Origin of the sequence: Pseudomonas azotoformans, from assembly GCF_900103345.1 — a bacterium.
In the GTDB taxonomy this organism is placed as follows: domain Bacteria; phylum Pseudomonadota; class Gammaproteobacteria; order Pseudomonadales; family Pseudomonadaceae; genus Aquipseudomonas; species Aquipseudomonas azotoformans.
Map to the genome: position 1 here is coordinate 1,264,891 of NZ_LT629702.1, position 25,181 is coordinate 1,290,071.

The window sequence follows — 25,181 nt, forward strand, 5'->3', positions numbered from 1 at the left end:
TACCGCCCCTTGGGCATCGGGACATGACATGGACGTTCGCCAGTTCGCCTTCCTTGCGCGCCAACCTTCTGCAACCCTGAGAAACCGTTCCAACTTTTTCGGATTGCCCAAGCGCGGCTTGGCGCTGGTGCTGGCCAACGCGATGTTCTGGCAACCGTTGCTGGCCCAGGCGGACGGCATAGTGGTCAGCGCGCCCGGCACCAGCCTGGACCGGGCGGCGAATGGCGTGCCGATCGTCAATATCGCGGCACCCAATGGCAGCGGGCTGTCGCATAACCAGTTCAAGGATTACAACGTCGGGCAACAGGGCGTGATCCTTAACAATGCAACTGATCGCACCCAGGCCACCCAGTTGGGCGGGATCATACTCGGCAACCAGAACCTCAATGGTACGGCTGCCAGAGTGATCCTCAACGAAGTCAACGGTGGTAGCCCCAGCCAATTGCGCGGCTACACCGAAGTGGCGGGGCAGTCAGCCCATGTGATTGTGGCCAACCCCTACGGCATCAGCTGTAACGGCTGCGGTTTTATCAATACCCCACAGGCCACGCTGACCACCGGTAAAGCCGTCATTGAGAATGGCCAGATCAACCGCTACCAGGTTGACGGAGGCAGTGTCGCCATTGACGGTGCCGGCCTGAACGCCAGTAACGTCGATCAGTTCGAAATCATCACGCGTGCTACCACTATCAACGCGCAGATCCAGGCGAAAAAACTCACCATCGTGGCCGGTCGCAACGATGTGGATGCGCACAGCCTGACCGCCACTGCGCGGGTGGCTGACGGCAGTGCAGCGCCTGACCTGGCGATTGACTCATCGGCGCTGGGCGGCATGTACGTGGGGGCGGTCAAGCTGGTCGGCACCGAGGCCGGAGTCGGTGTACGGCTGTCAGGCGACATGGTGGCCGGGGGCGATATCCAGATCGATGCCGGCGGCAACGTGATACTGGGGCAGACATCCGCCGGCAGCGCCGTCACCGTCAAGGCTGCCAGTGTAGAGGCCAAAGGTGCGGTCTACGCGGGATCCGCAGTGTCGGTTGAAACCCAAGGTGCACTGACCAGCCGGCAGACGCTGGCAGCCAGGGACGGCATCACCCTGGTCGCTGGGGGGCGGCTGACCAACAGCGGGATTATCGAAGCCGGCGTCAACGCCGATAACAGCCGCAATGCCCAAGGTGACATCGCGCTGACAGCTCAAAATGTGACCAATGCCGGCAGCGTAGTTGCGAGTCGTACGCTGAAGGTCACCGCCGAGAAGGCGATGGATAACCAGAGCGCAACACTGAGCGGCGTACAGACCATCGTCAGCGCCGATCAGCTCGATAACCGCAGTGGCCGTGTATTAGGCAGTGATTCGCTCAAAGTGAATGCCAGCGGCGTGGACAATAGCGCCAAGGGGTTGCTGCACAGTGATAACCACGCCGAACTTGAGGTTGCGGGCGCGCTGCAGAACCAGACGGGTCGGGTCGTCGGCCTCAAGGACTTGACGCTCAGTGCGGGACAACTGAGTAACGACAACGGCCTGGTTGCCAGCCAACAACAGGCCCAAGTCACCGCAGGAACGTTGAGCAACCGCAACGGCGAAATTTCCGCCACCCAGACCACGATAAGTGCCACGACCCTGGATAACCGCTCAGGCAAATTGCTGGGTAGCAACCTCCAGGTGACTGCAACCGGCGCAATCGATAACCGCCTGGGAATCTTTTCCGCTACCAGCCTGCTGACAGTGCAGGCGGGCAGCCTCGATAACAGCGACAAAGGCTCCATCTCCAGCCAAGGCAGCTTGACGGCAACCGTTAGCGGGCTGCTGGACAACCACAACGAAGGCAACCTGGTCAGTGAAGCCGATCAACTTGTGCGGGTTGGCCAACTGAACAATGACCAGGCCGGGCTTGTGTCGAGCAAGGCGGCGCTGACACTGCACGGGGATACGCTGACCAACCAGGGTGGCCTGGTGATTGCCGATGGCGCACTGACCTTGACCGGCGGCAGCTTGGACAACCGTCAGAAAGGGCTTGTCAGCAGCCAGGCCGATGCCCGTATCGACGTGCTCAGCGTGGATAACCGCAACGGCGGCAAACTGCGCAGCGACGGCCAACTGAACCTGAGTGCCGGTCAGGTCGAAAACGGCGCAGGACGCATCAGCGCCAAGGGTGATGTACAAGCGACAATTGGCGTACTCAATCAACAAAGCGGCGAGCTGATCAGTGAGGGCGCCTTGACCCTGAGGGGCCAGCAACTGGATAACCGCAACGGCGGATTGGTGGCCGCCACGGGCGGTGTGAGCCTTGATCATCAAGTCATCTTGAACCAGCAAGGCGAGATCTCCAGCCAGGCCAACGTGTTGCTGGTGGCCGATCAACTCAATAACGGTGCTGGCAAGGTGATTGGCGATGCGGGCCTGAACCTGACGGTGCAACGCCTGCTCAATCAGAACAAGGGGCTGTTGGCCGGGCGGGAAAAACTGACACTCAACGGAGGCAGCCTGGACAACAGCCTGGGCGGGCGCCTTACCAGCCAGAAAGATGTGGACATCACCTTGTCCGGTGACGTGCTCAACCAGGGGCAGGGCGCGCTAATCAGTGAAGGCACGTTAGCCGTGAAGGCGCACGCGCTGGATAATAGCCAGGGCGGCGTTTTGTCCGCCGCGACCGCGTTGGTGGTCACCACCCAAGGTACGCTGAACAATCAGGCCGGCAAGGTCTTGGCCGATGGCAGCGTCAGTCTCGACAGCATGGCTTTGAACAACAGCCAGGCCGGTGTCATCAGCGCCAAACAGCAAATTGATCTGCGCAGCACCACGCTTGATAACAGCCAACAGGGCAGCATCAGCAGCGACGCAGGTATCACCCTCAACGCCGGTCAACTGGACAATAGCCAGCAAGGCTCGGTCTTTGCCAAGTCCACCATCAAGGCCACGCTGACGGGGTTGGACCAACACGATCGCGGCGAACTGGTCAGCCAAAGCAACATTGACCTGGACCTGAGCCAGGGTGTGTTGATCAACCGAGACCATGGCTTGATTGCCACACCGGGGCAGTTGCTGCTGCGCAACCTGAGCCACGTCGACAACAGCCTGGGCGGTGAAATTTCCAGCAAGCAAGCGTTCATGATAGCGGCTGATTCAGCGAACAACCGCGGCGGCAAAATTGTCAGTGGCGACCGTCTTGAACTGCGGATAGCCAAGGCACTGGACAACAGTGTCGAAGGTGTCCTTTCTGCACGCACCCAGTTGCAGGTACAGGCCGACAGCCTCGACAACAGCGGCGGTGGCGCGTTGGCCAGCCGTGGGGCGCTGGACTTGGACGTTACCGGCTTGCTCAACAATAGCAATCAAGGCCGGATCACGGCAGCGACGCTGCTCACCACTACTGCCGGCTCGCTGAATAACAGCAACAAAGGCAGCCTGTGGGCGGCAGACCGGCACACGCTTACCACGGGCACGCTGGATAACCAACAGGGCGGTCAGTTGGCCAGTGATGGGCATTTGCTCCTGACCACCTTGGATGTGGACAACCGTGGCGGCTTGATCAGCAGCCAGGGTGACCTCATCCTCGATGGTCACACGCTTGACTCGAGCCAGGGGGGTGAAGTCTCCGCCAAAGGTGACTTGCAACTGACTGTCGGGCAACTCATCCAGCGTCAGGGCCGTTTGATCGGCGAGCGCACGGTGGCCGTAGACCTGCAAGGCGGCAACCTGGACAACACGGGCGGTCTGATCAGCGCCAAGGGGCCGTTGACCTTTGCTGGCCTGAGCGAACTGACCAACCGCGGCCAGGGTGAAATCTCCAGCCAGACCGCCTTCGTCGTGAAGGCCCGACGCATTGATAACGGTGATCGAGGGGTCATTCTCAGCAGCGATCAATTGCATCTGGATGCACAGTCCATCGTCAACGCAGACAAGGGACTGCTGTCGGGTTGGAAGGGGCTGGTGGTGACCGGCGGCGGCCTGGACAACAGCAGCCAGGGCACCTTGTCGAGCAAAAATGGCACCTTGCAAACCGGCCTCAGCGGCGTCCTGGATAACCACGGCGGGGGCGCTCTGGTCAGTGAGGGCAATCAGACTATCCGTGCAGCCAGCCTGAACAATGCCCAAGGCGTCATCTCGGGCCAAGGCGATGTCTCCCTCGCGGTGGCTGGCCTTCTGGACAACAGCAGCGGCGGGTTGATCTCGGCCGCCGGGCATGCGGATTTCAACAACGCCCAGAGTGCAATCCTTAACCGTGGCGGTCAGATCAACGCCGGTACCCTCACGTTGGTCGGCCAGGGCCTGGATAACACCGGCGGGCAACTGACCAGTGCCGGCACACTCGAAGGTACACTCAGCGGCGCGCTGATCAATGCCAACAACGCCCGCCTGGCCAGTGGCGGCGCACTGTTGCTGAATGCCGCCAGCCTGGATAACCGCGGTGGGCAATTGGTGAGTCAGGACCGGCTTGACCTGACCCTGGTGCAAGGCGACCTGGACAACCGCGACAAAGGCACGTTGGCCAGTCAGAAAGACCTGGTCGTCAAACTGTTGGCCGGTGACATCAATAACCAGCAGGATGGTTTGATCTTCAGCCAGAAAGGGCGAATCGACCTGGCGGCCCGTCATCTCAACAACCAACAGGGGGCGCTGCAAAGCCAGGCCGATAACCAGCTTCGGCTGAGCGGCGCCTTGAACAACCAGGGCGGGCGAGTCGACAGCAGCAGTGGCAACCTGGATCTGGACACCGCGAGTATCGCCAACGGCGCCGGCGGTGTTCTCAACAGCGCCAAGGGATGGGCCAAACTGGTCACGGGCTTGTTTGACAATGCCGGAGGTATCACCCAAGCGCAGTCTCTGAATATCGAGGCCAAGGGCGGATTGCTCAACCAGATGGGCCATCTGTCTGCCCTCGGCGGTGAAAACCGGATTGTCACCACTTCGTTGAACAACCAGGGCGGCGGCGTATACGCCGACACGCTACTCAAGGTGACTGCCCAGGATTTTGATAACCAAGGCTCGGCTGCCGGTAACGGTGGCAAGGTCGGGGCGCGGGTCATCGATTTCGGGCTGACGGGCACGCTGAGCAACCGCTTTGGCCTGATAGAAAGCGATGAAACGCTGCGCCTTGCCACGCAGGCTATCAACAACGTCGGCGGGAACCTGCGGGCCGTGGGCCGTGGGGGTACCACGGAGATCAGCACTACGGGCCTGTTCGATAACCGCTTCGGTACGCTGGAAAGTGCCAATGAACACCTGAGCCTGCGAGCCGGAGCGCTGGACAACAATGGTGGGCGTTTCGTGCATAGCGGCAATGGCAAATTCGATCTGACTTCCGATCAGGTCACCCGTGCCGGCGGCAGCTTTATCACTAACGGCCAACTGGATATCAAGGCGGCGAGCTGGACCAACAGCAGCGTGCTCCAGGCCGGGCGCCTGAACCTTGAGATCGGCCAGTTCACCCAAACCGCCAGCGGGCAGTTGCTGGGTTCGCAAAGCCTGACCGGTTCGGGGGATACCTGGACCAACGAAGGGTTGCTGGCGAGCGATGGCACCCTGAATCTGACGCTTACCGGTGGCTACAGCGGCAACGGACGCGTCAGCAGTGTGGGCGCCATGACCCTGACCAGCGCACGCCTGGACCTGGGCGATAACGGGCGCATTGCAGGTGGCGGGCTCACCCAGATCAACAGCACCACCCTGAATAACCGTGGGCGCCTGACCGCCCTCGGTGACATGACGGTCAACGCAACCACGCTGAACAACTACGGCACCTTGGGCGGCGCGGAAAAGGTTCGCCTCAACGCCACCCACGTGCTCAATGACAAGGGGTTGATCTTCAGCGGCAGCGACATGACCCTGCGGGTCAATGACGTCAGCAACCGCTTCGGTGATATCTATAGCCTAGGCGGCCTGGACATTGCCCGGGACGATGCCGGCGGGCGCAGCAGCCTGGTTGAAAACGTTTCCGGCAGCGTGGAAAGCGCTGGCGACATGCGCTTGCTGGCGGACACCCTGAGTAACCGCCGCGACCAGTTCAGTACTGAAAAGAAACTGGTGTCGGGCAACATCAACATCTATTCGAACGACGGCTGCAAAGGCAAAGGCTGCGAGCTGTATTTCACCTCGGTGGAGAGGTATGAAGATGTCATCACCGGCAGCTCGGCGTCGGCATTTATCAACGCAGGCGGCGACCTGACCGTCGGCAGCCAGACTGTCGACAACCTCTACAGCTCGATATCTGCGGCCAAAAACATTCTGATCAATACGTCCGTGCTCACCAACCGCGGAGCTGCCGGTGGCGAAGAGCGTCATCTGAATTCGGGCCTGTACACCCGCGACCGGGGCATCTACAGCACCTTCATGAACCGCCAGAGCCAGTTCAATACGGTCAATAACCCCAACTCAGGGGCTTATCGACCGGGCGAGATAAACATGGCCCAGGTCATGGCGGGCGTCGGCAACTTCTATGAAACCAGCACCTATGTGGTGCCGACAACCGGCAGTGTGATCGCGCAAGCCGTAATCCAGGCCGCAGGCCTGGTGACCGTCAACGCCACCCAGAAAATCGACAACAGCGTGATTCGCCCGAATGCGGCGGGTATCAACACACCATCGCAAAACCACAATACCAACTCCGATGTGTTTGCCTCCACGGTAAAACCGGCCATTACCACGCAATTGCCACCTGACTTGGCTCAGCGCCAAGTCAATCCGGTGACCTTGCCGGGCTTTAACTTGCCTGCCGGGCAAAACGGCCTGTTTCGCCTGAGCGGTCAGCAAGGCAGTGCGGGTGTTGCCGGGAGCGGTGTTACGGCCAACACGCAGTTGAGTGTCGACGGCCGCCAGATTGCATCGCGCGACCGTGAGCGGGCGCTTGACTACAGCGCAGTGAAAGAACGTGGCTTCAGTGTGGACGGTCAACCGGCCGCCGGTTCGGTCAGCGGGCAAGGGGCGTCAGCCCTGGACGCGCGCGCGCCCTCGATCACCCGGGTACAAGGCCTGCCTGAGAGGCTGGCGGTCGATAACCGTCATAAGTACATGATCGAGACCAATCCGGCGCTCACCGATCTCAAGCAGTTCATGAGTTCCGATTATCTGCTCGATAAATTGGGGGTGACCCCCGATGAAACCAACCGACGCTTGGGTGACGGTCTTTACGAGCAGCGTCTGATTCGCGACGCCGTCGTGGCGCGCACCGGCCAGCGCTATATCGATGGCATCACCAGCGACGACGCGCTCTATCGATACCTGATGGACAACGCCATTGCCTATAAGGATTCGTTGAGCCTGCAGTTGGGTGTTTCCTTGACCGCAGAGCAGGTGGCCGCGCTGACCCACGACATCGTGTGGATGGAGGAGGCCGAGGTCAACGGGCAGAAAGTGTTGACCCCCGTGTTGTATCTCGCGCATGCCAACAATCGTCTGGCGCCCAACGGCGCGCTGATCCAGGGCCAGGATGTCAATTTGATCAGTGGTGGCGACCTGCACAACAGCGGCACGCTGCGCGCCACGAACAACCTCAGCCTGACGGGTAACAATATCGAGAACAACGGGCTGATGCAGGCGGGCAATCGCCTGGAAATGCTCGCTTCAGACTCGATCCGCAACACCCGTGGCGGGATCGTGACGGGGCGTGATATCACGGCTACCGCATTGACCGGCGACATCGTCAATGAGCGCACGGTCACTACCTTCAAGCGTGAGGGCGAGGGCTACCAACTGCGTGACGACGTGGTCAGTGCAGGCTCGCGTTTTGAAGCAACCGACACCTTGTCACTCAGTGCCATGCGTGACGTGGTGAACGTCGGCAGCACCTTGAAGGCCGGAGGCAATGCCTCTGTGGCCGCGGGGCGCGATATCGTTATTGCCAGTCAGGTCGAGCAGGACGATTACGCTTATCAGCGCCGTCGGGTCAGCGGTACCGAGCAGACAATTGTTCAACATGCCTCGGCGGTAGAGGCCGGCGGGGACCTGACCATTGATGCGCGACGCGATGTATCCGTCGTCGCCAGTCGGGTCAGCGCCGAGAAAGACTTGAGTGTCTCGGCCGGTGAGAACTTGACCGTGGCTGCGGCGGCCAACGAGGAGCATGAGTATTCGAAAGGGAAAAAAGGCAAGACCAAAACCACGACCCAATCGGACGAGGTCGACCAGCAACGTGCGGAGCTGAGCGCAGGCGGCGACCTGATTGCCGTGGCAGGCACCGATTTGACATTGATTGCAGCCAAGGTCAGTGCCGGCAACGATGCGTATATCCGCGCCGGTAATGCACTGAATGTACTCGCCGCTCAGAACAGCAGTTACTCGCTGTACGACATGAGCAAAAAAGGCGGCTTTGGCAGTAGCAAGACTCAGCGTGATGAAGTCACTGACGTGACCCACTTGGGTACCGAAATCAAAACCGGCGCCAACCTCACCCTGGACAGTGGCGCAGATCAACGCTATCAGGCTGCAAAGCTTGAGAGTGGCAAGGACCTGACGATCACCAGCGACGGCTCGGTGACATTCGAGGCCGTGAAAGACCTGCATCAGGAGAGTCACCAGAAGAGCAAGGACAGCATGGCCTGGACCTCCATGTCCGGCAAAGGCCAGACCGACGAAACCCTGCGCCAGACCCAGATGAAGGCGCAAGGCGAGTTGGTCATCAAGGCCGTTGATGGCTTGAAAATCGACATCAAGCATGTCGACCAGCAGACCGTTCACCAGGTGATCGACACCATGGTTGCGGCTGACCCGCAATTGGCGTGGTTGGCGGAGGCTGAGAAACGCGGCGATGTGGACTGGCGTCGCGTCGAAGAAATCCACACCAGCTTCAAGTATTCCCACTCGGGCCTGGGCCCGGCGGCGCAGGTTGTGTTGGCGATCGCGCTGGCCGTTGTGACCGGTGGTGCCGGGTTGGGAGCCGGCATGGTGGGGGCTGGCGCCGGTACGTTTGCCGGCGGGTTCGCCGATGCCGTACTGGCCGCCGTGATGAATAACGCTGCCAATAGCGTGATCAGCAACAAGGGCAACCTTGCCGGCACCTTCAAAGACATCACCAGCAAAGACGCCATGAAAGGCTATGTCGTCTCTGGCTTCATGGGCGGAATCGGCAACTCTCTGGGGTATAACCCGACCACCCTGGGGTTTGACTGGAACAGCGTAGGGCAAGTCGTGCTCAAGACTGCCGCCGAAACGGTCGTCCAGACAGCGGTCAACGGCGGCAGCCTGGGCGATAACTTCGCCAATAATCTGCTGGGTTCAGTGATCAATATCGCCGGGGCCGTGGCTGCCAACCAGATCGGTAATACCAGCCTGGTTGACGGCAGCCCTACCAAGATCGCGGCACACGCGCTGTTGGGTGGCTTGAAGTCGATGGCGATGGGGGGTGATTTCCAGACAGGCGCCTTGGCCGGCGGTGCCAATGAAGCCTTGGTGCAATACCTCGCCGACCTGGTGCTGCCGAAAAACTACGACCCGAATCTACCCGGCAGCCAGCAGGCGCAGGTCAACTTGTTGGCCATGTCGCAACTGATGGGCGTTCTGGCGGCCGTGGTCACCGGAGGCGATCCCGAGATCGCCGCCAACATCACCGCTAACGCCACACAGTACAACTATCTAAGCCATTCGGACCTGGAGCGGGCCTCCAAGGAGCTTCTTGGCTGCGGTAATGACACACAATGTGCTGAAGACGGGTATGCGAAATATCACAAGCTGAGCATGGAGCAGACCGCCCAGGCCCTGATTGCCTGCGGCAACGATCCAAAGACGTGCGCGGGTGTGTCCATGCTCGTCGCGAAAGCCGAGGCGGATACAGCTCGATTCAAGAGCATGGCTGACGGTGCATCACCTGCCGTGGCGAAAGCCCTCAATATGCTGATTGCGGAGAACTATGGCTTCCAGAATGACTTGGCAGGCGTCACCGCAGGGCACTCTGCAGAGGCCGTTGCTGATGTCCTGGTTCAGAAGTTCGGCATCACGCCGGAGCGCGCTGCTGCGTTTGTCGCCGGCGTAGTCGTCACCGTTGCGGCAATCAATGCGGCAAAAGGTGGTGGAGCAAAAGCGCCAGGCCAGAGTGTACCTGACGTAATTAGTCCTACTTATCGAGAGCTGCAGGGATTAAACAAAGGATTCCAGGCGCATCACACCTTGCCTCAATATTTGGGGAAGATGCTGGGGTATACGAAAAATGATATGCTGGATCACCCAGCGACTCTAATTACCCAGTACTCTCATACGGGAAAGATAAATCCTGATGCCATGCATAAAGCGATCAGTAAGTACTTGCCTCCCATGGTAGGTGGTAAGCCGGCTACGTACACTCCTGGGCAAATAAGCTCGGGGTTACAGAAAGCCTATGGCGATATAGGGCGGCCCGAATTGTATGACTCGATCAAGCATTTGATTAAATAGGTATGCAAGCATGACTGATAAACAGATATACGACTTGGATATTAATGATCTTGCTTGCTTTGGTGTTTGGTACTTTCCTATGGATGAGTCTGCGGAAGATGAGCTGACAGTCCGCCCTCTCCTTGATAAGGAAACCTGTACTGACGCTCAAGTAATCGTTCGTGCTAGTTTTGTTGGGGGGGATGGTTCTAGTTACTTAGGCTATCTGTACTGGGATGGCGGTGGGGAAGTTGAGTGCTTAAAGCCTGTCATTCTTCTTGAAGACGGCTCCTTTGTTACATTCTGGAATGGGATGGTTGAGCCGTCTTGGGCAGACTACTCTGCAAGCGCTCAACAGCTAAGGAACGGACTTCCTTTTTCATATGTTTCAGAATGTCTTCTCGAGCTGCCTGAAATTTCAGGAAGGCTTGAGGGACTATATTATTTAGATGAGGATCACATTTCCTGGGTCAGTTGATGGTGCAAAAACCACTGTCTCTAAAAACCCCAATATAACGGGTGCGCAGCCCATACTCTGAGTTGAACGGAGCAATTGGGGAGGCTCGATGCTGGAATCAAGCTATTGAATCCAGGCACACGCCCATTTCCGGGACTGGGAAAGCGTCACCAGATTCAAAGTTACAGGCCTGGCAATCAGAGATCATACACTCCGTAAAGAATATGCCTGAGGGAACGGCCAAAGCAGCCACGGAGAGTGCACTCAAGGCTGGCAGGGTCGAAGGCCGGATATTCAAATGGCCGCAATAGGCTAGAGGCAGATAACATGAAAGAGTGGTCGTCGCTGTGCAAGTCGAAGTTGGGGAGCGTCGTTGATCTACGGGAACAACGCGTGCTCGCCATGGACGACGGCGCGTACAAGATTTCAGATAATCAATACTTTTTAGCTGACGCCTTTCCTGTTGAGGGGGAGGAAAAACTGAGTTTGCTATCCCTCTACTGGGCCAGCAGTGAGGCAGCCTTTCGAAGGGCCTACTACAGGGATGTTGAAAATGATGACCTGGCTGTATGCCAACCGCCGGCTGAATTACTTCCAGTTGGGGCGGGTGCGACCTACCGTCAGATAAAAGAGGCGCTTGGCGCTCTTGGTTCTGACAGGGTTATGGAGTACGCCTCTTATCGTGTTATGTCTGACGGTGCATTTGTTCATAAGGGCTTGGAAAGCGCATCGGCTGTTTATTATTTTCGGTCGCCTGACATCGCTGATGATGAGTTGCCTTACGCGATACTGTGGAAGCTTTCCAGTGTTTGATTTAATGAACGTCAGGGCCCTGCGGTCGGGTTGCAGTGGTCGTACGCGACTCCCGTCAAACGTCAAGAACTATGCTTGGCGTTTAGTCGGTGTACTTAGTCCCTGAGGCGTTGAGCCGATGATGTTCAAGCATCTGTTTTCGGCCGTTCTGTTTTTATTGGCGACGGGCTGTACTAACAGCCCAAGTACCGCACATCAGGAACAATCGAATTCGCCTGTCCTCGGTGTCGCACACTCCTTCGAGCAAGCTGTCCAGCAGGCTCATTCGACACCGCTGCCGATTAACCGTGGTTTGTTTCCAGAGAGATGGGCGATCGGTGCAACCGACCCGCGTCTTGATGTTGGGCAGTCGCTTGGTCATTACCGGGTTTTCGACTTCCAACTGCGCAAGGGCCAAACCTACGTCATCAATGTCATCTCGATGTGCAATAACCTGTGCTTCGGCTTTTCGAAAACCATACTCAAACCACGACTGGCGGTGGTTGATACACAGGGCAACGTGGTTGCCGATCACCTGGCAGGACAAAATCCCCTCACGGTCGAGTGGACCGGCGTCGCGCCAGCCGATGGCAAGTATTTTCTGGTGGTTGCCGCTGATAATCAGACCCCAGGCGCGACGGTGTTAACCGTGAATGCGCCCGTGCCGGGACACACCGCAATGACAGTCCCCGTAGGCATGGCGAGCGCACCGTATGGCAAGGTGATTGCCTATGTGGAGTTTCCCGATGGGTGATATTTTCAACGCGCTTGCAAGCGTGCACAGCGTTTGAATTTCTTTCACCGCTTTCAGAGACTGTCCGGGTCGCCAAAAAACATTTTGACTGGGCTCTACGATAGTAGTTTCAGCTTAAAAAACTCGAATTATGCCCCCAGTTATGCCCCCATTCACACCGGGCGTACGAGCGATCGCGAACGGCGATTGCCGACGCGGACCTGGGTGGCCGTGGCTGGTATTCAGTGCGCCTTCGTATACTGGATGAGCAACATACACATTCAGCGCCAGCTGAATGTGTATGTTGCTCATCCATTGGCAGTCTTGTGACGTATTCAACCATCCTTCATCAGTGAGTTAAGCTGCTCTTCCGCCATTTTCAGCGCATTCATGCCGGCGATCAGTTCCTCTTCGCGCCTGTCGAATGAGCGTTCGCGCACAGCCATGTCCTCTTCCCGTTGTTTGAGTTCACGCATGCGCTCATCAAGCATCACGAATTTACTCAGCAGTGTCTCCTTATGCTGGGTCACGCTTGCAATCAGTGATTTGAGGTTGGTTTCGATTTTCTGCGAGTGAGTGGGTTCTTGCTCGACTGCTGGTGCGTGCTCGATGACATCGTGAGAGAGAGCTTCCTGTGCGGTGGGCGTGTGGGAGATAACCCTGTAAGGCACGGAAGGCTGAGACTCGGAGGGTGAGCTCAACGGCGTAGTGGGTGAAGAGTATTCCTGGGGATGCGCATGAGCGTCTGCCGGAGTTGCTGACCTCTCGATGTCCTGCTTCGCATCGGGATTGAACACCAGCAGTTTCATCAGCCAGTGTTCACTGACTTTCAGGCTGTGATGGAGGTTTGCGCGGGTGCAGTGGATGTGTGTGTCAGTCAGGTCCAGCACCGAGTAACTATTGTCGGTTTGCCTTGCCTGTGGGCTGCAGGCGTCGTGGATGATGCGTTTGAGTGCAGCGGTTGCAGTCATCATATCCTCGGAGGACGCGCTGCACATGCTTCGCTCAAGGCCTTCACCTTCCATCGGTGCCAGGTAGATCTTGATCAGATCATCAGCAACCTTCTCGTTCAGGCTGTAGACCAGGAACTGCTGGCCGCTTGTGTTCGCAATAAACCCGCAAAGCAGCACGGCATTCAGTGATTGACCTTGGTCATCGGGTATTTCAAGTGTTCGCAATAGCATGGGGTATCCGGCTCAGTGAGACTGGGGCATTTTTCAGCGTCCAGAATACGCAGGCCGCTCACGAGGTTTTGTCAGATAATCCGCACTTACCCATAGATAATTCGACACGCGGCAAGGACGAATCGGATTCGCCGTGGCTGCTGTTTCATGGTGTGCAACCTGCGGTTATGGTGCGGCGCGAAACAGCGAGCGCACCTAAAGGCGCTTCAATGTGCTTCAGCAGGTGGTCCGACGTTCATGATTGAGATAACCCATTTATCCAAGCGGTTTGGCAGTTCCCTTGCGGTCGCCGACCTGTCTTTCCAGGCCGTATCAGGTGAGGTGCTGGGGCTCCTTGGGCCCAACGGTGCCGGCAAGTCCACGACCCTGCGTATGCTCACCGGTTTTATGTCACCCAGTTCGGGTACTGCCAAATTGTGCGGTTTTGATATCCGTCGCCAGCCCCGCCATGCGCAGCGGCTGATGGGATACCTGCCCGAAACCGGGGCCTGCTACAACGAAATGTCCGTATCGGGGTTCTTGAGTTTCATTGCTGAAATGCGTGGTTATCGCGGTCGAGATAAAAAGCTGCGCGTCGCGTCCATGCTCGAACAGTTCGAGTTGATCGAGGTGCGCGGCCAGACCATCGATATTCTCTCCAAAGGTTTTCGCCGCCGAATCGGCTTGGCGCAGGCGATGCTTCATGATCCGAAAATCCTGATTCTGGATGAGCCCACCGATGGGCTTGATCCCAATCAGAAGTACCGAGTGCGCGCGCAAATCCAAGAGATGGCCCGTGACAAAATCGTGATCATTTCTACCCACATCATGGAGGAGGTCACGGCATTGTGTGGCCGTGTGTTGGTCATGGACAAGGGGCGCCTTCTGGCAGACAGCACGCCTGACGAGCTGGAAAGCCGCTCACGTTATCACCAGGCTGTGATGTTGTATGCCACACAGCCTTTGGACGTAATGACGTTGGCAATGCTCCCTGGCGTTGCGGGTATCGAGGCCGGCCCGGAGCCCTATAGTGTGCGCGTCCTGGCGCGGCCGGGTTCGACCATATTGCCGGGGATCAACTCGATGATTCTCAAGCGTGGCTGGAACGTGCCTCGTCAGGAGGTCGAGCGGGGGTCGCTCGGCGAAGTTTTTCGCCTGTTGACCCGGGAGTCGCGGTCATGAGCGCGCGTTGGCCGTTATTCAAGCGCGAGGTCTACAGCTATTTCATTACGCCAGTCGCGTATGTGTTCATCCTGCTGTTGTTGATTCTCAGCGGTGTCAGCACTTTTTACCTGGGCGACTTCTACCAGCGCAACCAGGCCGACCTGGCACCGTTCTTCGATTACCTGCCCTGGCTCTACGTGGTGCTGTTGCCGGCGCTGGCCATGCGCATGTGGTCGCTGGAACGCCAGACCGGTTCGATTGAGTTGCTGATGTGCATGGCCATCAGCGCGACTGACGCTGTACTCGCGAAATTCTTCGCGGCGTGGCTGATCAGTGGCCTTGCGCTTGTGTTGACGTTTCCGTTGGTGTTGACGGTCAACTATCTGGGGGAACCCGACAATGGTGTGATCCTTTGTGGGTACCTGGCGAGCTGGCTGCTGGCAGGAGCTTGCCTGGCCATTGGCGGGTGCATGTCGGCCTTGACCAAAAATGCGCTGGTGGCCTTCCTCATGGCCATGGCGGTTTGTTTGATCTTTACCGCCTGTGGGTCTGCGGTGGTGCTGGATGTATTTCGCGGCTGGGTAGCCGTGGCCTGGCTGGACGGGCTTGCATCGTTGAGTTTTATCGCACACTTCGAAGGGCTGTGCCGCGGCGTGGTCGAGCCCCAGGACCTTCTGTATTTCATTAGCCAGATCATTGTCTGGTTGGCACTGACGGTCATGGTGGTCGAATTGAAGAAGGCGGTGTGAGGCCATGTTTTTCAACCCTTTGACCCGTACATGCCTGCGAATGGCGATCATTGTTGGTGGCTTTGTCGCGGCGAATTTTGAGTTGGCGCCGCGATTGCCAACCTTGCGTCTGGATCTGACCGAACAGCAACTCTATACCCTCAGTTCCGGCACCCGGCAGATTATCCAGGAGGTGGCCAAACCCACCGACCTGTACTTTTACTTTTCCAATCAGGCCGCCCGAGACTTGCCCGTCATGCGCAGTTATGGCGTGCGGATCGAAACCCTGCTGCGTGAATACCAACGTGCCTCGAATGGGATGTTGCGTCTACACATTATCGACCCGGCGCCGTTTTCGGCGGACGAAACGCGTGCCCAGGAGTTGGGCCTGAAAGCCGCGCCTATCGGCAAAGGCGGGACGCCGGTCTACTTTGGGCTCGCCATCGCCGATGCAGCGGACCATCACGCCAGCATCGCTTTTTTTGCGCTGGAACAACAAGGGTTCCTGGAGTACGACATCAGCCGGTTAGTGCATAGCCTGTCGCGTGCCGAGCGGCCGGTCATCGGGCTGATGTCTTCATTGCCACTGTCGGGGGGCTTCAATGCAGAGGCGGGGCGCAAGCGACTGCCTTGGCGGATTTACACCGAGATCGACAAGCTGTTTGACGTGCATGAACTGACTCAGGATGTCGACAGCATTCCCGGCGAACTCAAGGTGTTGATGCTGGTGCATCCAAAGCGCTTGTCCACGGCAACGTTGCGCGGAATCGACCAATTCGTGCTGCGTGGCGGGCGGCTGCTGGTGTTTGTCGACCCCTACAGTGAGCAGGATCGTGGGGAGTACTATTTTGGTATCCCGAGCAAGGACAAGTCCTCGGACCTCGCACCGTTGTTCAAGGCGTGGGGTATCAAATTGATGCCAGGTGATGTGCTGGGTGACGGTCGCTACGGACAGTACGTGTCGCTGGTGCATAGCGCCGAGCCGATCTGGCAGCCTACGGCGTTAGGCCTATCGCCCGAAGCCATGAATCAGCAAGATGTGATCACTGCTGGCCTAGGTAGTCTCAACCTGACCACTGCCGGCGTGTTGAGCGCTTTGCCAGGCGCAACCACCACCCTGACACCGCTTCTGCACAGCTCGGATCAGGCCATGCTGTACAAGACAGCGCGCCTTGATCATCTCGAACACCCGGATGAACTGGCCAATGCTTTCAAGGCCGACGGTGAGCGCTACTTGATCGCGGCGCGCCTGCAAGGTCCGGCAAGCTCGGCTTTCCCAGATCCGCCTGGGGCGATTACCGGGGCGGAACACATCAACGTCGTGGTTGTGGCTGATACCGATATGCTCAGTGACAACCTGTGGACCGAGCCTCAAGGCCGCGGCGAGGTCAGCGTGCCTTGGGCCGACAACAGCGTGTTGGTGCTCAACGCACTGGATAGTCTCTCGGGGTCGGATGCATTGATCAGTCTACGTTCCCGTGGCCGCTACAGCCGTAACTTCAGTGTGGTTGAACGGTTGCAGCAACAGGCGGGCGAGCACTTTCGCGAGATGAGCCGTGACCTGCAAGCCAAGCTGGATGAAACCGAAGGACGCCTGAGCACACTGGCGGCTGGCCAGCAAAACAACGCACCGTTGAAGGCGGAGCAGCAAGCTACCCAGGCGCAGTTTCGCTCAGAAAAAGTCGCCATCGAGCAGGAGATGCGTCAGGTTGCCCGACAGCTCACTGTCCAGGTCGAACGCTTGGGCACTCAAGTCAAGTTGTTCAATATTGTGCTGGTCCCGCTGCTGCTCTCCCTCGTGTTTGTGGGTGCTTGGCTTTGGCGCAGGCGCACTCGCTGAAGGCTGGACGATCGCGAAACTTTCTTGGAGTGCCGGCTATTAACGCCTCTGGTCGATGCTCCTAAGCTGGATTCAATGTTTGTTGGAATCCGTTGGGAAAGGAAATAGAGATGAAAAAGCTGCATAAGAAGATTGCGTTGGTCACCGGTGCCTCGAAGGGGATCGGTGCCGCAATCGCCAAGCAATTGGCCCAGGATGGCGCCACCGTGATCGTCAACTACGCAAACAGTCGCATCGATGCCGACCGGGTGGTGTCAGAGATTGTGCAAACCGGTGCCAGAGCCTATGCCGTGCAGGCCGACGTCTCGAACAGCGTGGACCTCAAGGCGCTGTTCAAGACGATTGTGCATGAGCATGGTCATCTCGACATCCTGGTGAATAATGCCGGGGTCTATTCGACCAACCCGTTGGCCGACATCACCGAGCAAGAGTTCCACCGCCAGTTCAACCTCAATGTGCTGGCCTTGATCCAGTGCACCCAGGCGGCCGTTGAAGTGTTCAACCCTGTCGGTGGCAGCATCGTCAATATCAGCTCCAGCGTGACCTCCTTCACACCGGCCAACTCTACGGTCTACACCGCTTCAAAAGGTGCTGTCGACGCGATCACCAGAACCCTTGCCAATGAGCTGGGGCCGAAAAATATTCGCGTCAACTCGGTCAACCCAGGGTTGGTCGTAACCGAAGGCGTGCATGCCAGCGGCTTTTTCGAAGATGCGTTTCGTCAGAAGATCGAAGCCATTACGCCGTTGGGCCGCATCGGCCAGCCGGAGGATATCGCTCCCGCTGTCGCCTTCCTGGCGTCACCCGACGCGAGCTGGATCACCGGTGAAACCCTGGTGATCGGCGGCGGCCTCCATTGATGCGTGCTCGCGCAGGTAATGACGCGGTGATTGCGACATGACGCGCTTGAACGCTGTGCTGAACGCGCTCTCCGACTCGTAGCCCAGTGAAAATGCGATGGTGGAGACCGAGTCATCGGAGTTTTTCAGGCGGTCACTTGCCAGCAACATGCGCCAATAGGTGAGGTATTCCATTGGCGCTGCACCGACCACTTGCTTGAAGCGCAATGCGAACGCCGAACGCGACATGGTTGCCAGTCGCGCCAGTTCCTGGACGGTCCAGCGCTGGGCGGGTTGAGCATGCATCGCGCTCAGGGCAGCGCTGAGGTTGCGGTCGGCCAGGCCGAAAAACCAACCGATACCGTTGCTGTCGAGTGTCGAAAGATGCGCGCGGAGGACTTCGACCAACATGATGTGGGCCAAGTGTTCATTCATCAGCGATCGGCCTGGGCGCTTCTGCTGCAACTCCGAGGTAAAGCGCTCCAGTGCCCAGCGCAGGATCAAGGCCTGGGGCTCATTGCCTTGCACATGCACCAGTGAGGGCAGTGTGCTGAGCAGCAGTTGAGTCGGGATACCGGTGAAGTCAAAGCGGCCGCCCACCAGTTGGGTGTCGTCACCACCGTAGCTCAGCGCCAACTCGTCGGGCGCAAGCGTTTGGAAATGGCCGTCCGAATCCATGACGGGTTGGGACAAGTCACTGAAGAGCGTGAACGGCATGCCGCGCGTCATCAGAAAGCAGTCGCCTTGCTGGAGTTGCTGGGGTTGGGATTCACCATGCACCTGCAGCCAGCAACTGCCTTTGACGAGCGCGGTGAACTTGATGCCTTCCCTTGCCGGAAAGTTGAACGCCCAGTTACCGCCCAGCGTCAGCGAGGCCGAGTGGTAATTACGAATTCTCAATAATGAAAGGACATCGGAAAGAGGATCCATACCCCACCTTTTTTGGACGATAAATAACGTTGAAAGCAGTTTATACCAGAGATAATCCAGATTTCGGGTTTTATGACGAGGTTTACTATGCAAGTCACGCTCAATAAATTTTATGGTCCACTGATCAATGGCGTATTTGAAACCAGCGACAAGGACCACTCATTTGCAGCGGTCGACCCCGCCACCGGCCGCCATCTGGCTTACATCCGCTATTGCCTCGAAGCCGACGTTGATCGCGCGGTAAAAGCAGCGCACCAAGCTTTGCCGGCGTGGCGTGCCCTCGGTCAACAAATGCGCGCTCGCCTGGTCAACCTGCTGGCCGATGAAATCGAGGCGCACAGCGAGCGCCTGGCCCTTATCGATGCTCATGATGTGGGCCGTTGCATCAGCGAAGTGCGCAAGGATTACATGACCGCTGTTCGCCACTACCGCTATTTCGCCTCGGTGATCATGGCGCATGAAGACTCCGCCCGTGAGATTGATGGCGGCTACGCAATTGCCAAGCGCGAACCGCTGGGTGTGTGCGGGCAGATCATCCCTTGGAACGCGCCGGCGATCATGGCCGCATTCAAGCTTGCGCCGGCGTTGGTGGCAGGCAATACGGTGGTGTTGAAACCTGATGAAAATGCGTCCCTGTCGACGCTTGAACTGGGTGTGTTGATCAATAAAATCTTCCCGGCAGGTGTCGTCAATATGGTGACGGGCTTGGGGGAGGTAGCGGGCGCAGCACTGAGCGAGCACCCATTGGTCAGAAAGCTGTCGTTCACCGGCAGTACCGAAGTCGGCAGGACCGTAGCCGGTGTCGCAGCCCGGCGCCTGATTCCCTCGACGCTGGAATTGGGGGGCAAGAGCGCGAACATCGTATTTGCGGATATCGAGGATATCGATGCCGTGGTGGACAATGCCACGTTTGCTGCCATCCATAACAATGGTCAGTCGTGTCTAGCCGGCACGCGCTTGTTCGTCCATGCAGATATCGCTTCGGCATTCCAGGAGAAACTGATTGCGGCGTTCAAGCGCGTCAGCGTTGGCTCCCCGCTGGATGAACGCTCTCGGGTCAGTTGCCTGGTCAATGCCCGGCAGGGGCAGCGCGTGTTGGACTATATCAACCTGGGCCTGGAGGAGGGCGCCGAATTGCTTGCGGGTGGAGGGCGCGTCACCGTGCCTGGTTGCGAACATGGTTACTTTGTTCAGCCGACGCTACTGCTGGCGAGAAATGACATGCGCATTTGTCAGGAGGAGATTTTCGGGCCGGTGTTGTCGTTGATTGTTTGGGACGATTACGAAACGATGATTGCGCAGGCGAACGACACCGAATATGGCTTGGCGTCCGGCATTTACACCAGCAACCTCAGGCATGCCATGGAAACCGCCGCGCGCTTGGAAGCCGGTTCGGTATGGATCAATCGCTATTCGAATATTACCGACGGCACGGCGTTCGGAGGGTATAAAAACAGTGGGATTGGGCGGGAGTTTTGCCGGGAAACGCTGAATGCTTACACTCAGGTCAAGACGATTACTGTTCAAACGCAGGTACCGGCAGCCTGGTTCGCGGAGCATTGATGTTTTTAGGCGTCAATTGATAAGGGCGTGCGCTGGATGCTTGCGGCGCATCGCCATATCAACTCGCCTCGATCGGTATTTTGAGTGCCGAAGTCGTCTGCAGTTATTCCAGCCTTCCGTTCGAAAGGTTGCCTGGCCATACGGATCTTCTATTGGTTAACAAGCCCTTCTACCAGCATTGAAATGCGTTAAAAAACCCTGATTGGAATCTCTGTGCCCGTGGTGTGGCAGCGGGTGTACGTTTCTTTGTGCTGTAGGACTAGTCCTACGCAGTCCAGCGATATGTCTATTGCTGCGTAGGGATTGCGGCGGTTGGCGGTAGTTTTAAGAAAAGTAGAATTCGTGAACTCTCATTTAGAGAGCAACGCTATCTATTTTTACTGCCAAACTAGAAGGTATACCTCCGTGTCTATTCCATTCCGACTTATTCTCGCGTCCTCCATCGTTGGCCTGTTCGCAACTTCTGCGATGGCGGCAGACGGCACCATTAACTTCACCGGGGAAATCACCGCAGCCTCTTGCAGTGCCACTTCAGGCGCCGGCACTAGCGTAACGGGTGCTAAAGGGAAACAAGTTATTGATGTAAAAATGGGTAAAGTGAGTATGGACTCCCTGGGTGGTGCGCCTGCTGGGATTGTTGCTGGCACCGCCATTAACATCAATCTTGATTGTGGTGGCACCGGTACCGGTTTGACGACTGTAAAAGTCCAGTTTGACCCGAACTCCGGCTCGGGCGTTGACCTGAAAAATAATAACCTGCTGAAAACGACTGGTACAGCAACGGGCGTTGGTATTGGCATGTACAGCGCCGGCAACACCCTCATTAATCTGAGTGGTAACGGTTCGTTTGACGCGCCTCTGATCAAGACCGGTACCGATCCTGACTTTAAATATGCCGCCAACCTGAACTTGCGTGCCGCCTATGTAGCCAACGGCGATGTAATGAAGGCTGGTACAGCTAATGGCGAACTGCCGTTTACCCTGACGTACGAATAAATCTCTAACCAGAGAAGCATGAAAGTGCTTCTCTGGTTTTATGCATGGGAACGATATGATTAAGTCAGTCTCCAGGTTTCTATTGGCAGGGATAGTGTTGCTGTCGAGTGGAATTGCCAGTGCGGGTATTACATTGGGCGGCACACGAATTGTGTACCAGGAAAAGCTCAAGGAAACCTCCATCATGGTTAAGAATGATGGTGAAAAAGATATCATGGTGCAGTCGTGGATCGAGCCCGATCCGGCCTTTCCTGAACAGGATGTGCCGTTTGCATTGACGCCAGCACTGAGTCGCCTTGCCGGTAAGAAACAACAAAGCTTGCGTGTCTTTTATGCGGGCAAAGGTTTGCCGTCGGGTAAAGAGTCAGTGTTTTGGTTAAGTGTTCAGGAAATACCGCAAAAGTCCGAAACAGACAACACGCTGCAAATTGCGATCCGTCAACGCATCAAGATTTTTTATCGGCCCGAAGGGCTGTCGGGTTCCGTGGAAGAATCCTCCAAGCAGTTGAAGTGGAAAATGATTAACGAGGGTGGAAAGTCTTGGCTGGTAGCGAGTAATCAATCTCCATTCTATGTCTCGTTTGGTGAGGTTTCTATAACGCAGGCCGGCAAGCGATATCCGGTAAGCGCCAAAATGGTCGCGCCTGGTGAAACTTCAAAATTTTTGATCGATGTTGCTAGCGCCCTACCTGCTCAAGGGGTATCCCGCGTCGACTACGTAACCATCAATGACTATGGCGCACCCAATAATTACACGGGAGAGGCGACTGCTAATTGATGTTTGCGAGCCATTTGAGCGTTGGCGGCTGAGAGGTAAACGTCAGTGCCAGTGGATATCTAAGTTGTGAGGCTGGATGATATGTGGGTGTTTCGATCAAGAGGGCAGCATGCTATTACGCTTCTCGGGAGTATAGGGTCGTCCAGCTTGATAGCGATGGGTGCGACGCTTCCTGTGACGGCGCATGCGGTCGAGTTCAATGGCGCGTTTCTAAATAAGCAAGGTGCGCCGGTAGAATTGAAGTATTTCGAACAGGGAAGTTCGGTTGCCCCTGGTCGATACAATGTCGATATCTACCTTAACCAGCAATTGATGCTGCGTCAGAATATTGAATTTGCAGCCAGTGGGAAAGATGGCGAGGTTAAGCCGGTTATTCCTTTGGGCTTGCTCAAGGCCGTTGGCGTCGATATTGCACGCCTTGAGCGGGAAAACCTGATCGCAGCCAAAAGCGAGGACACATCACCTGTCGCTCTGGATTCGATCGTCCCTGGCGCAGCAGCTGAATTTGATGTGAGCGCGTTGGCGCTGCAAATCAGCATGCCTCAGGCATATATCAAGCGTCACTCCCGTGGGTACGTTGATCCGTCATTGTGGGATCACGGTATTACGGCGTTTTACTCTAACTATCAGACCAACTTCAGTCGCAACGTTAACCAAGGGTATACCAACGACTACCGTTATATTGGCCTGCGCAATGGTTTCAATATCGGTGCCTGGCGTTTTCGCAATGACTCGTCTATTTCCGGCTCAACGGGCACGCGTGACAAGTTCACCAGCAACCGCAGTTATGTCGAGCGCGACGTTGTCAGCCTGAAAGGCAAGCTCGCGGCGGGTGAGTTGTACAGTCAGGGTGAAATCTTCGACAGTGTACGTTTCAAGGGCGCGCAACTCTCCTCCGAACTGGGTATGTTGACCGATGACGAAGTTGGCTTTGCGCCCGTTGTGCGTGGTATTGCCGAGACAAATGCGACTGTAGAGATCAGCCAGAACAACTACGTCATTTATTCGGCGACGGTGCCTGCGGGTGCGTTTGAGATCGGCGATATCTTCCCCAGTGGTTCCAACGGTGACTTGACCATCAAGATCATCGAAGCGGACGGGCGCGAGCGTACTTATACGCAGGCCTACTCCTACCTGCCCGTCATGACCCGTCGTGGCAGCGTGCGCTACAACCTGGTGGCCGGGCAGTACACGACCGAGGGCAAGCCCGCGCCCAAGTTTACCCAGGGCACGCTGGTGTACGGGGTCACGGACAACTTCACAGGCTACGGCGGTCTCATCGCCGCACAGGCCTATAAGGCCCTCAACCTGGGTGTGGGCGTGAACTCGCCGTGGGGCGGTGTGTCTTTCGACGTCACCAACAGCAGTTCCGAGGAACGTTCGGGCCGTAAGAACGTGGGTCAGAGTGCGCGCTTTCTGTACTCGAAGACGCTCAGCGAAACCGATACCACGTTTACAATGGTCGGCTATCGCTACTCGACCGAATCCTACCGAACCTTCAGCCAGCACGTTGATGAGCAGGATCAGATCAGCACGCCTTACTACGGGCGACAGAAAAGTCGATTCGACGTTAACGTCAACCAGTCGCTCGCCAGTCGTGGTTCGTTGTTTTTGAGCATGGGCGAGACCAGTTACTGGAATCGTGAAGGCAGCACCCGTCGCTGGCAGTTCGGTTACAACGGGAGTTATTCGGACGTCAGCTACAGCTTCGCGGTATCCCGTACGGAAGGGCAGGGCAGTAACCAGCGCGTCGATAACCAGATGACTGCGTCGTTCAGCATCCCGTTTGGCGACACGCGTCGATCACAGCGCCTGTACTCCAGCGTCACCGCGTCAAACCAGGGTGATTCTTCGGTTCAGACCGGTGTCTCTGGCAACTTGAACGACGCAAACACGCTCAATTACTCGGCGCAAGGCAGCCATAGCAAGATCGGCGGCAGTTCCGGCAACGTGGGTTTGAACTGGGATACGCCTACGGCAAAAGTCAGCGGCAACTATGGGCAAGGTCGTGACAACAAGCATCTGGATGTCGGGGCCTCCGGTTCAGTGGTTGTTCACAGTGGGGGGGTCACCCTCGGCCAGCCTGTTGGCGAAACGTTCGCGTTGATTGAAGTGCCTGGTACCAAAGGTATTGGCGTTGACTCATCCAATGCGGTGCGCACCGACAGAAAAGGCTATGCGGTTGTGCCATATGCGCAGCCGTATCGCTATAACTGGATCAATCTGGAAACCTCGACCTTTGGCACTGATCTTGAGTTTGAGGAGACATCTCGACAAGTCATTCCGACCCGTGGCGCAGTCGTAAAAACAAAGTTTCAGGCTGAATCCGGACGCAGAATACAGTTCGAATTACACATGAGTGACGGTCAGAAAGTTCCGTTTGGTGCGCAAGCGTTCGGAGCCGATGGTCGGCTACTCGGTACCCTTGACGGTGCATCCAGACTGTTGGTGTTTGGTGTGGGCGACAAGGGGAGCTTTGACGTGAAGTGGGGAAGCGGTAGTTGCCATGTGGATTATGTTGTTCCAGAGGCAAACAAAGAGCTGATGTATGAGAAGTATACGGCGTCCTGCACTCCAAAAAAATAAAGTGATTTGAATTGTGAGTAAGGCAGATTAGCACTGGTGGAATTCATGCGGCGGTGATCTCACGAGGTTGTATGTCGTGTTTTGCTTTTTATTGTTCCGTGTTAATTGCTGGGCGGGCACCATCACTTGTGGTGCGCCGGCAAAGTTAAAGATGGCTTTGCCGGCCACAATGACTATTCAAGGTGACGCTGCTGTTGGAACTGTGATGTCTACAGGTTGGCATGTTGTGAGCAATCGTCGACGTCGGGGTATTCAAAAGTCGCAAAAACC

The 25,181-nt window shown here is 57.0% G+C and carries 14 protein-coding genes; 12 read left to right on the forward strand and 2 right to left on the reverse strand.

The window, feature by feature from the left end:
• Nucleotides 1–28: 28 nt before the first annotated feature.
• The 4 genes from BLR69_RS05335 to BLR69_RS05350 all read left to right on the forward strand — a co-directional run bounded on the left by BLR69_RS05335 (nucleotide 29) and on the right by BLR69_RS05350 (nucleotide 12,345).
• The gene (locus BLR69_RS05335; protein WP_083365771.1) at nucleotides 29–10,363 is read left to right on the forward strand and encodes a two-partner secretion domain-containing protein; all 10,335 of its coding nucleotides are present in this window, start codon (nucleotides 29–31) and stop codon (nucleotides 10,361–10,363) included.
• 10 nt (nucleotides 10,364–10,373) lie between these two features.
• A complete protein-coding gene (locus tag BLR69_RS05340) occupies nucleotides 10,374–10,820 on the forward strand; it encodes a hypothetical protein (protein WP_071495738.1) in 447 nt (148 codons plus the stop codon).
• Nucleotides 10,821–11,126: 306 nt separating this feature from the next.
• A complete protein-coding gene (locus tag BLR69_RS05345; protein WP_071495737.1) occupies nucleotides 11,127–11,612 on the forward strand; it encodes a hypothetical protein in 486 nt (161 codons plus the stop codon).
• Between the two features lie 121 nt (nucleotides 11,613–11,733).
• Nucleotides 11,734–12,345, forward strand: a complete 612-nt coding sequence (locus BLR69_RS05350; RefSeq protein WP_071495843.1) for a hypothetical protein — start codon at nucleotides 11,734–11,736, stop codon at nucleotides 12,343–12,345.
• 314 nt (nucleotides 12,346–12,659) lie between these two features.
• On the opposite strand, the gene BLR69_RS05355 is transcribed toward BLR69_RS05350, so the two are convergent.
• A complete protein-coding gene (locus tag BLR69_RS05355) occupies nucleotides 12,660–13,508 on the reverse strand; it encodes a hypothetical protein (protein ID WP_071495736.1) in 849 nt (282 codons plus the stop codon).
• 237 nt (nucleotides 13,509–13,745) lie between these two features.
• Here BLR69_RS05355 and BLR69_RS05360 point away from each other — a divergent pair, with 237 nt between their 5' ends.
• The 4 genes from BLR69_RS05360 (at nucleotide 13,746) to BLR69_RS05375 (ending at nucleotide 18,079) form a co-directional block, all read left to right on the forward strand.
• Nucleotides 13,746–14,669, forward strand: a complete 924-nt coding sequence (locus BLR69_RS05360) for an ABC transporter ATP-binding protein (RefSeq protein WP_071495735.1) — start codon at nucleotides 13,746–13,748, stop codon at nucleotides 14,667–14,669.
• Nucleotides 14,666–15,400: a heme exporter protein CcmB gene (locus BLR69_RS05365; protein ID WP_071495734.1), complete on the forward strand. Its 735-nt coding sequence runs from the start codon at nucleotides 14,666–14,668 to the stop codon at nucleotides 15,398–15,400. Before BLR69_RS05360 ends, BLR69_RS05365 begins: the two co-directional genes overlap by 4 nt.
• A gap of 4 nt (nucleotides 15,401–15,404) precedes the next feature.
• A complete protein-coding gene (locus tag BLR69_RS05370) occupies nucleotides 15,405–17,219 on the forward strand; it encodes a Gldg family protein (protein ID WP_071495733.1) in 1,815 nt (604 codons plus the stop codon).
• Between the two features lie 110 nt (nucleotides 17,220–17,329).
• The gene (locus tag BLR69_RS05375) at nucleotides 17,330–18,079 is read left to right on the forward strand and encodes an SDR family NAD(P)-dependent oxidoreductase (protein WP_071495732.1); all 750 of its coding nucleotides are present in this window, start codon (nucleotides 17,330–17,332) and stop codon (nucleotides 18,077–18,079) included.
• Here BLR69_RS05375 and BLR69_RS05380 read toward each other — a convergent pair.
• The gene (locus BLR69_RS05380; protein WP_071495731.1) at nucleotides 18,020–18,988 is read right to left on the reverse strand and encodes an AraC family transcriptional regulator; all 969 of its coding nucleotides are present in this window, start codon (nucleotides 18,986–18,988) and stop codon (nucleotides 18,020–18,022) included. The genes BLR69_RS05375 and BLR69_RS05380 overlap by 60 nt on opposite strands.
• Before the next feature lie 87 nt (nucleotides 18,989–19,075).
• Here BLR69_RS05380 and BLR69_RS05385 point away from each other — a divergent pair, with 87 nt between their 5' ends.
• From BLR69_RS05385 to BLR69_RS05400, 4 genes are all read left to right on the forward strand, one after another.
• Nucleotides 19,076–20,551, forward strand: a complete 1,476-nt coding sequence (locus BLR69_RS05385; protein ID WP_071495730.1) for an aldehyde dehydrogenase family protein — start codon at nucleotides 19,076–19,078, stop codon at nucleotides 20,549–20,551.
• A gap of 405 nt (nucleotides 20,552–20,956) precedes the next feature.
• Entirely contained in the window at nucleotides 20,957–21,547 is a 591-nt protein-coding gene (locus BLR69_RS05390) for a fimbrial protein (RefSeq protein ID WP_071495729.1), read from the forward strand.
• A gap of 55 nt (nucleotides 21,548–21,602) precedes the next feature.
• Nucleotides 21,603–22,325: a fimbrial biogenesis chaperone gene (locus BLR69_RS05395; RefSeq protein ID WP_232000956.1), complete on the forward strand. Its 723-nt coding sequence runs from the start codon at nucleotides 21,603–21,605 to the stop codon at nucleotides 22,323–22,325.
• Between the two features lie 81 nt (nucleotides 22,326–22,406).
• Nucleotides 22,407–24,911: a fimbria/pilus outer membrane usher protein gene (locus BLR69_RS05400; RefSeq protein ID WP_071495727.1), complete on the forward strand. Its 2,505-nt coding sequence runs from the start codon at nucleotides 22,407–22,409 to the stop codon at nucleotides 24,909–24,911.
• The last annotated feature ends 270 nt before the right edge of the window (nucleotides 24,912–25,181 follow it).

Bases quoted from the DNA above. Each gene is read 5' to 3' on its own strand.
- BLR69_RS05395 (WP_232000956.1), top strand. From the start codon at position 21,603: ATGATTAAGTCAGTCTCCAGGTTTCTATTGGCAGGGATAGTGTTGCTG.
- BLR69_RS05370 (WP_071495733.1), top strand. From the start codon at position 15,405: ATGTTTTTCAACCCTTTGACCCGTACATGCCTGCGAATGGCGATCATT.
- BLR69_RS05335 (WP_083365771.1), top strand. From the start codon at position 29: ATGGACGTTCGCCAGTTCGCCTTCCTTGCGCGCCAACCTTCTGCAACC.
- BLR69_RS05365 (WP_071495734.1), top strand. From the start codon at position 14,666: ATGAGCGCGCGTTGGCCGTTATTCAAGCGCGAGGTCTACAGCTATTTC.
- BLR69_RS05355 (WP_071495736.1), bottom strand. From the start codon at position 13,508: ATGCTATTGCGAACACTTGAAATACCCGATGACCAAGGTCAATCACTG.
- BLR69_RS05360 (WP_071495735.1), top strand. From the start codon at position 13,746: ATGATTGAGATAACCCATTTATCCAAGCGGTTTGGCAGTTCCCTTGCG.
- BLR69_RS05345 (WP_071495737.1), top strand. From the start codon at position 11,127: ATGAAAGAGTGGTCGTCGCTGTGCAAGTCGAAGTTGGGGAGCGTCGTT.
- BLR69_RS05380 (WP_071495731.1), bottom strand. From the start codon at position 18,988: ATGGATCCTCTTTCCGATGTCCTTTCATTATTGAGAATTCGTAATTAC.
- BLR69_RS05350 (WP_071495843.1), top strand. From the start codon at position 11,734: ATGTTCAAGCATCTGTTTTCGGCCGTTCTGTTTTTATTGGCGACGGGC.
- BLR69_RS05400 (WP_071495727.1), top strand. From the start codon at position 22,407: ATGTGGGTGTTTCGATCAAGAGGGCAGCATGCTATTACGCTTCTCGGG.
- BLR69_RS05340 (WP_071495738.1), top strand. From the start codon at position 10,374: ATGACTGATAAACAGATATACGACTTGGATATTAATGATCTTGCTTGC.
- BLR69_RS05385 (WP_071495730.1), top strand. From the start codon at position 19,076: ATGCAAGTCACGCTCAATAAATTTTATGGTCCACTGATCAATGGCGTA.
- BLR69_RS05375 (WP_071495732.1), top strand. From the start codon at position 17,330: ATGAAAAAGCTGCATAAGAAGATTGCGTTGGTCACCGGTGCCTCGAAG.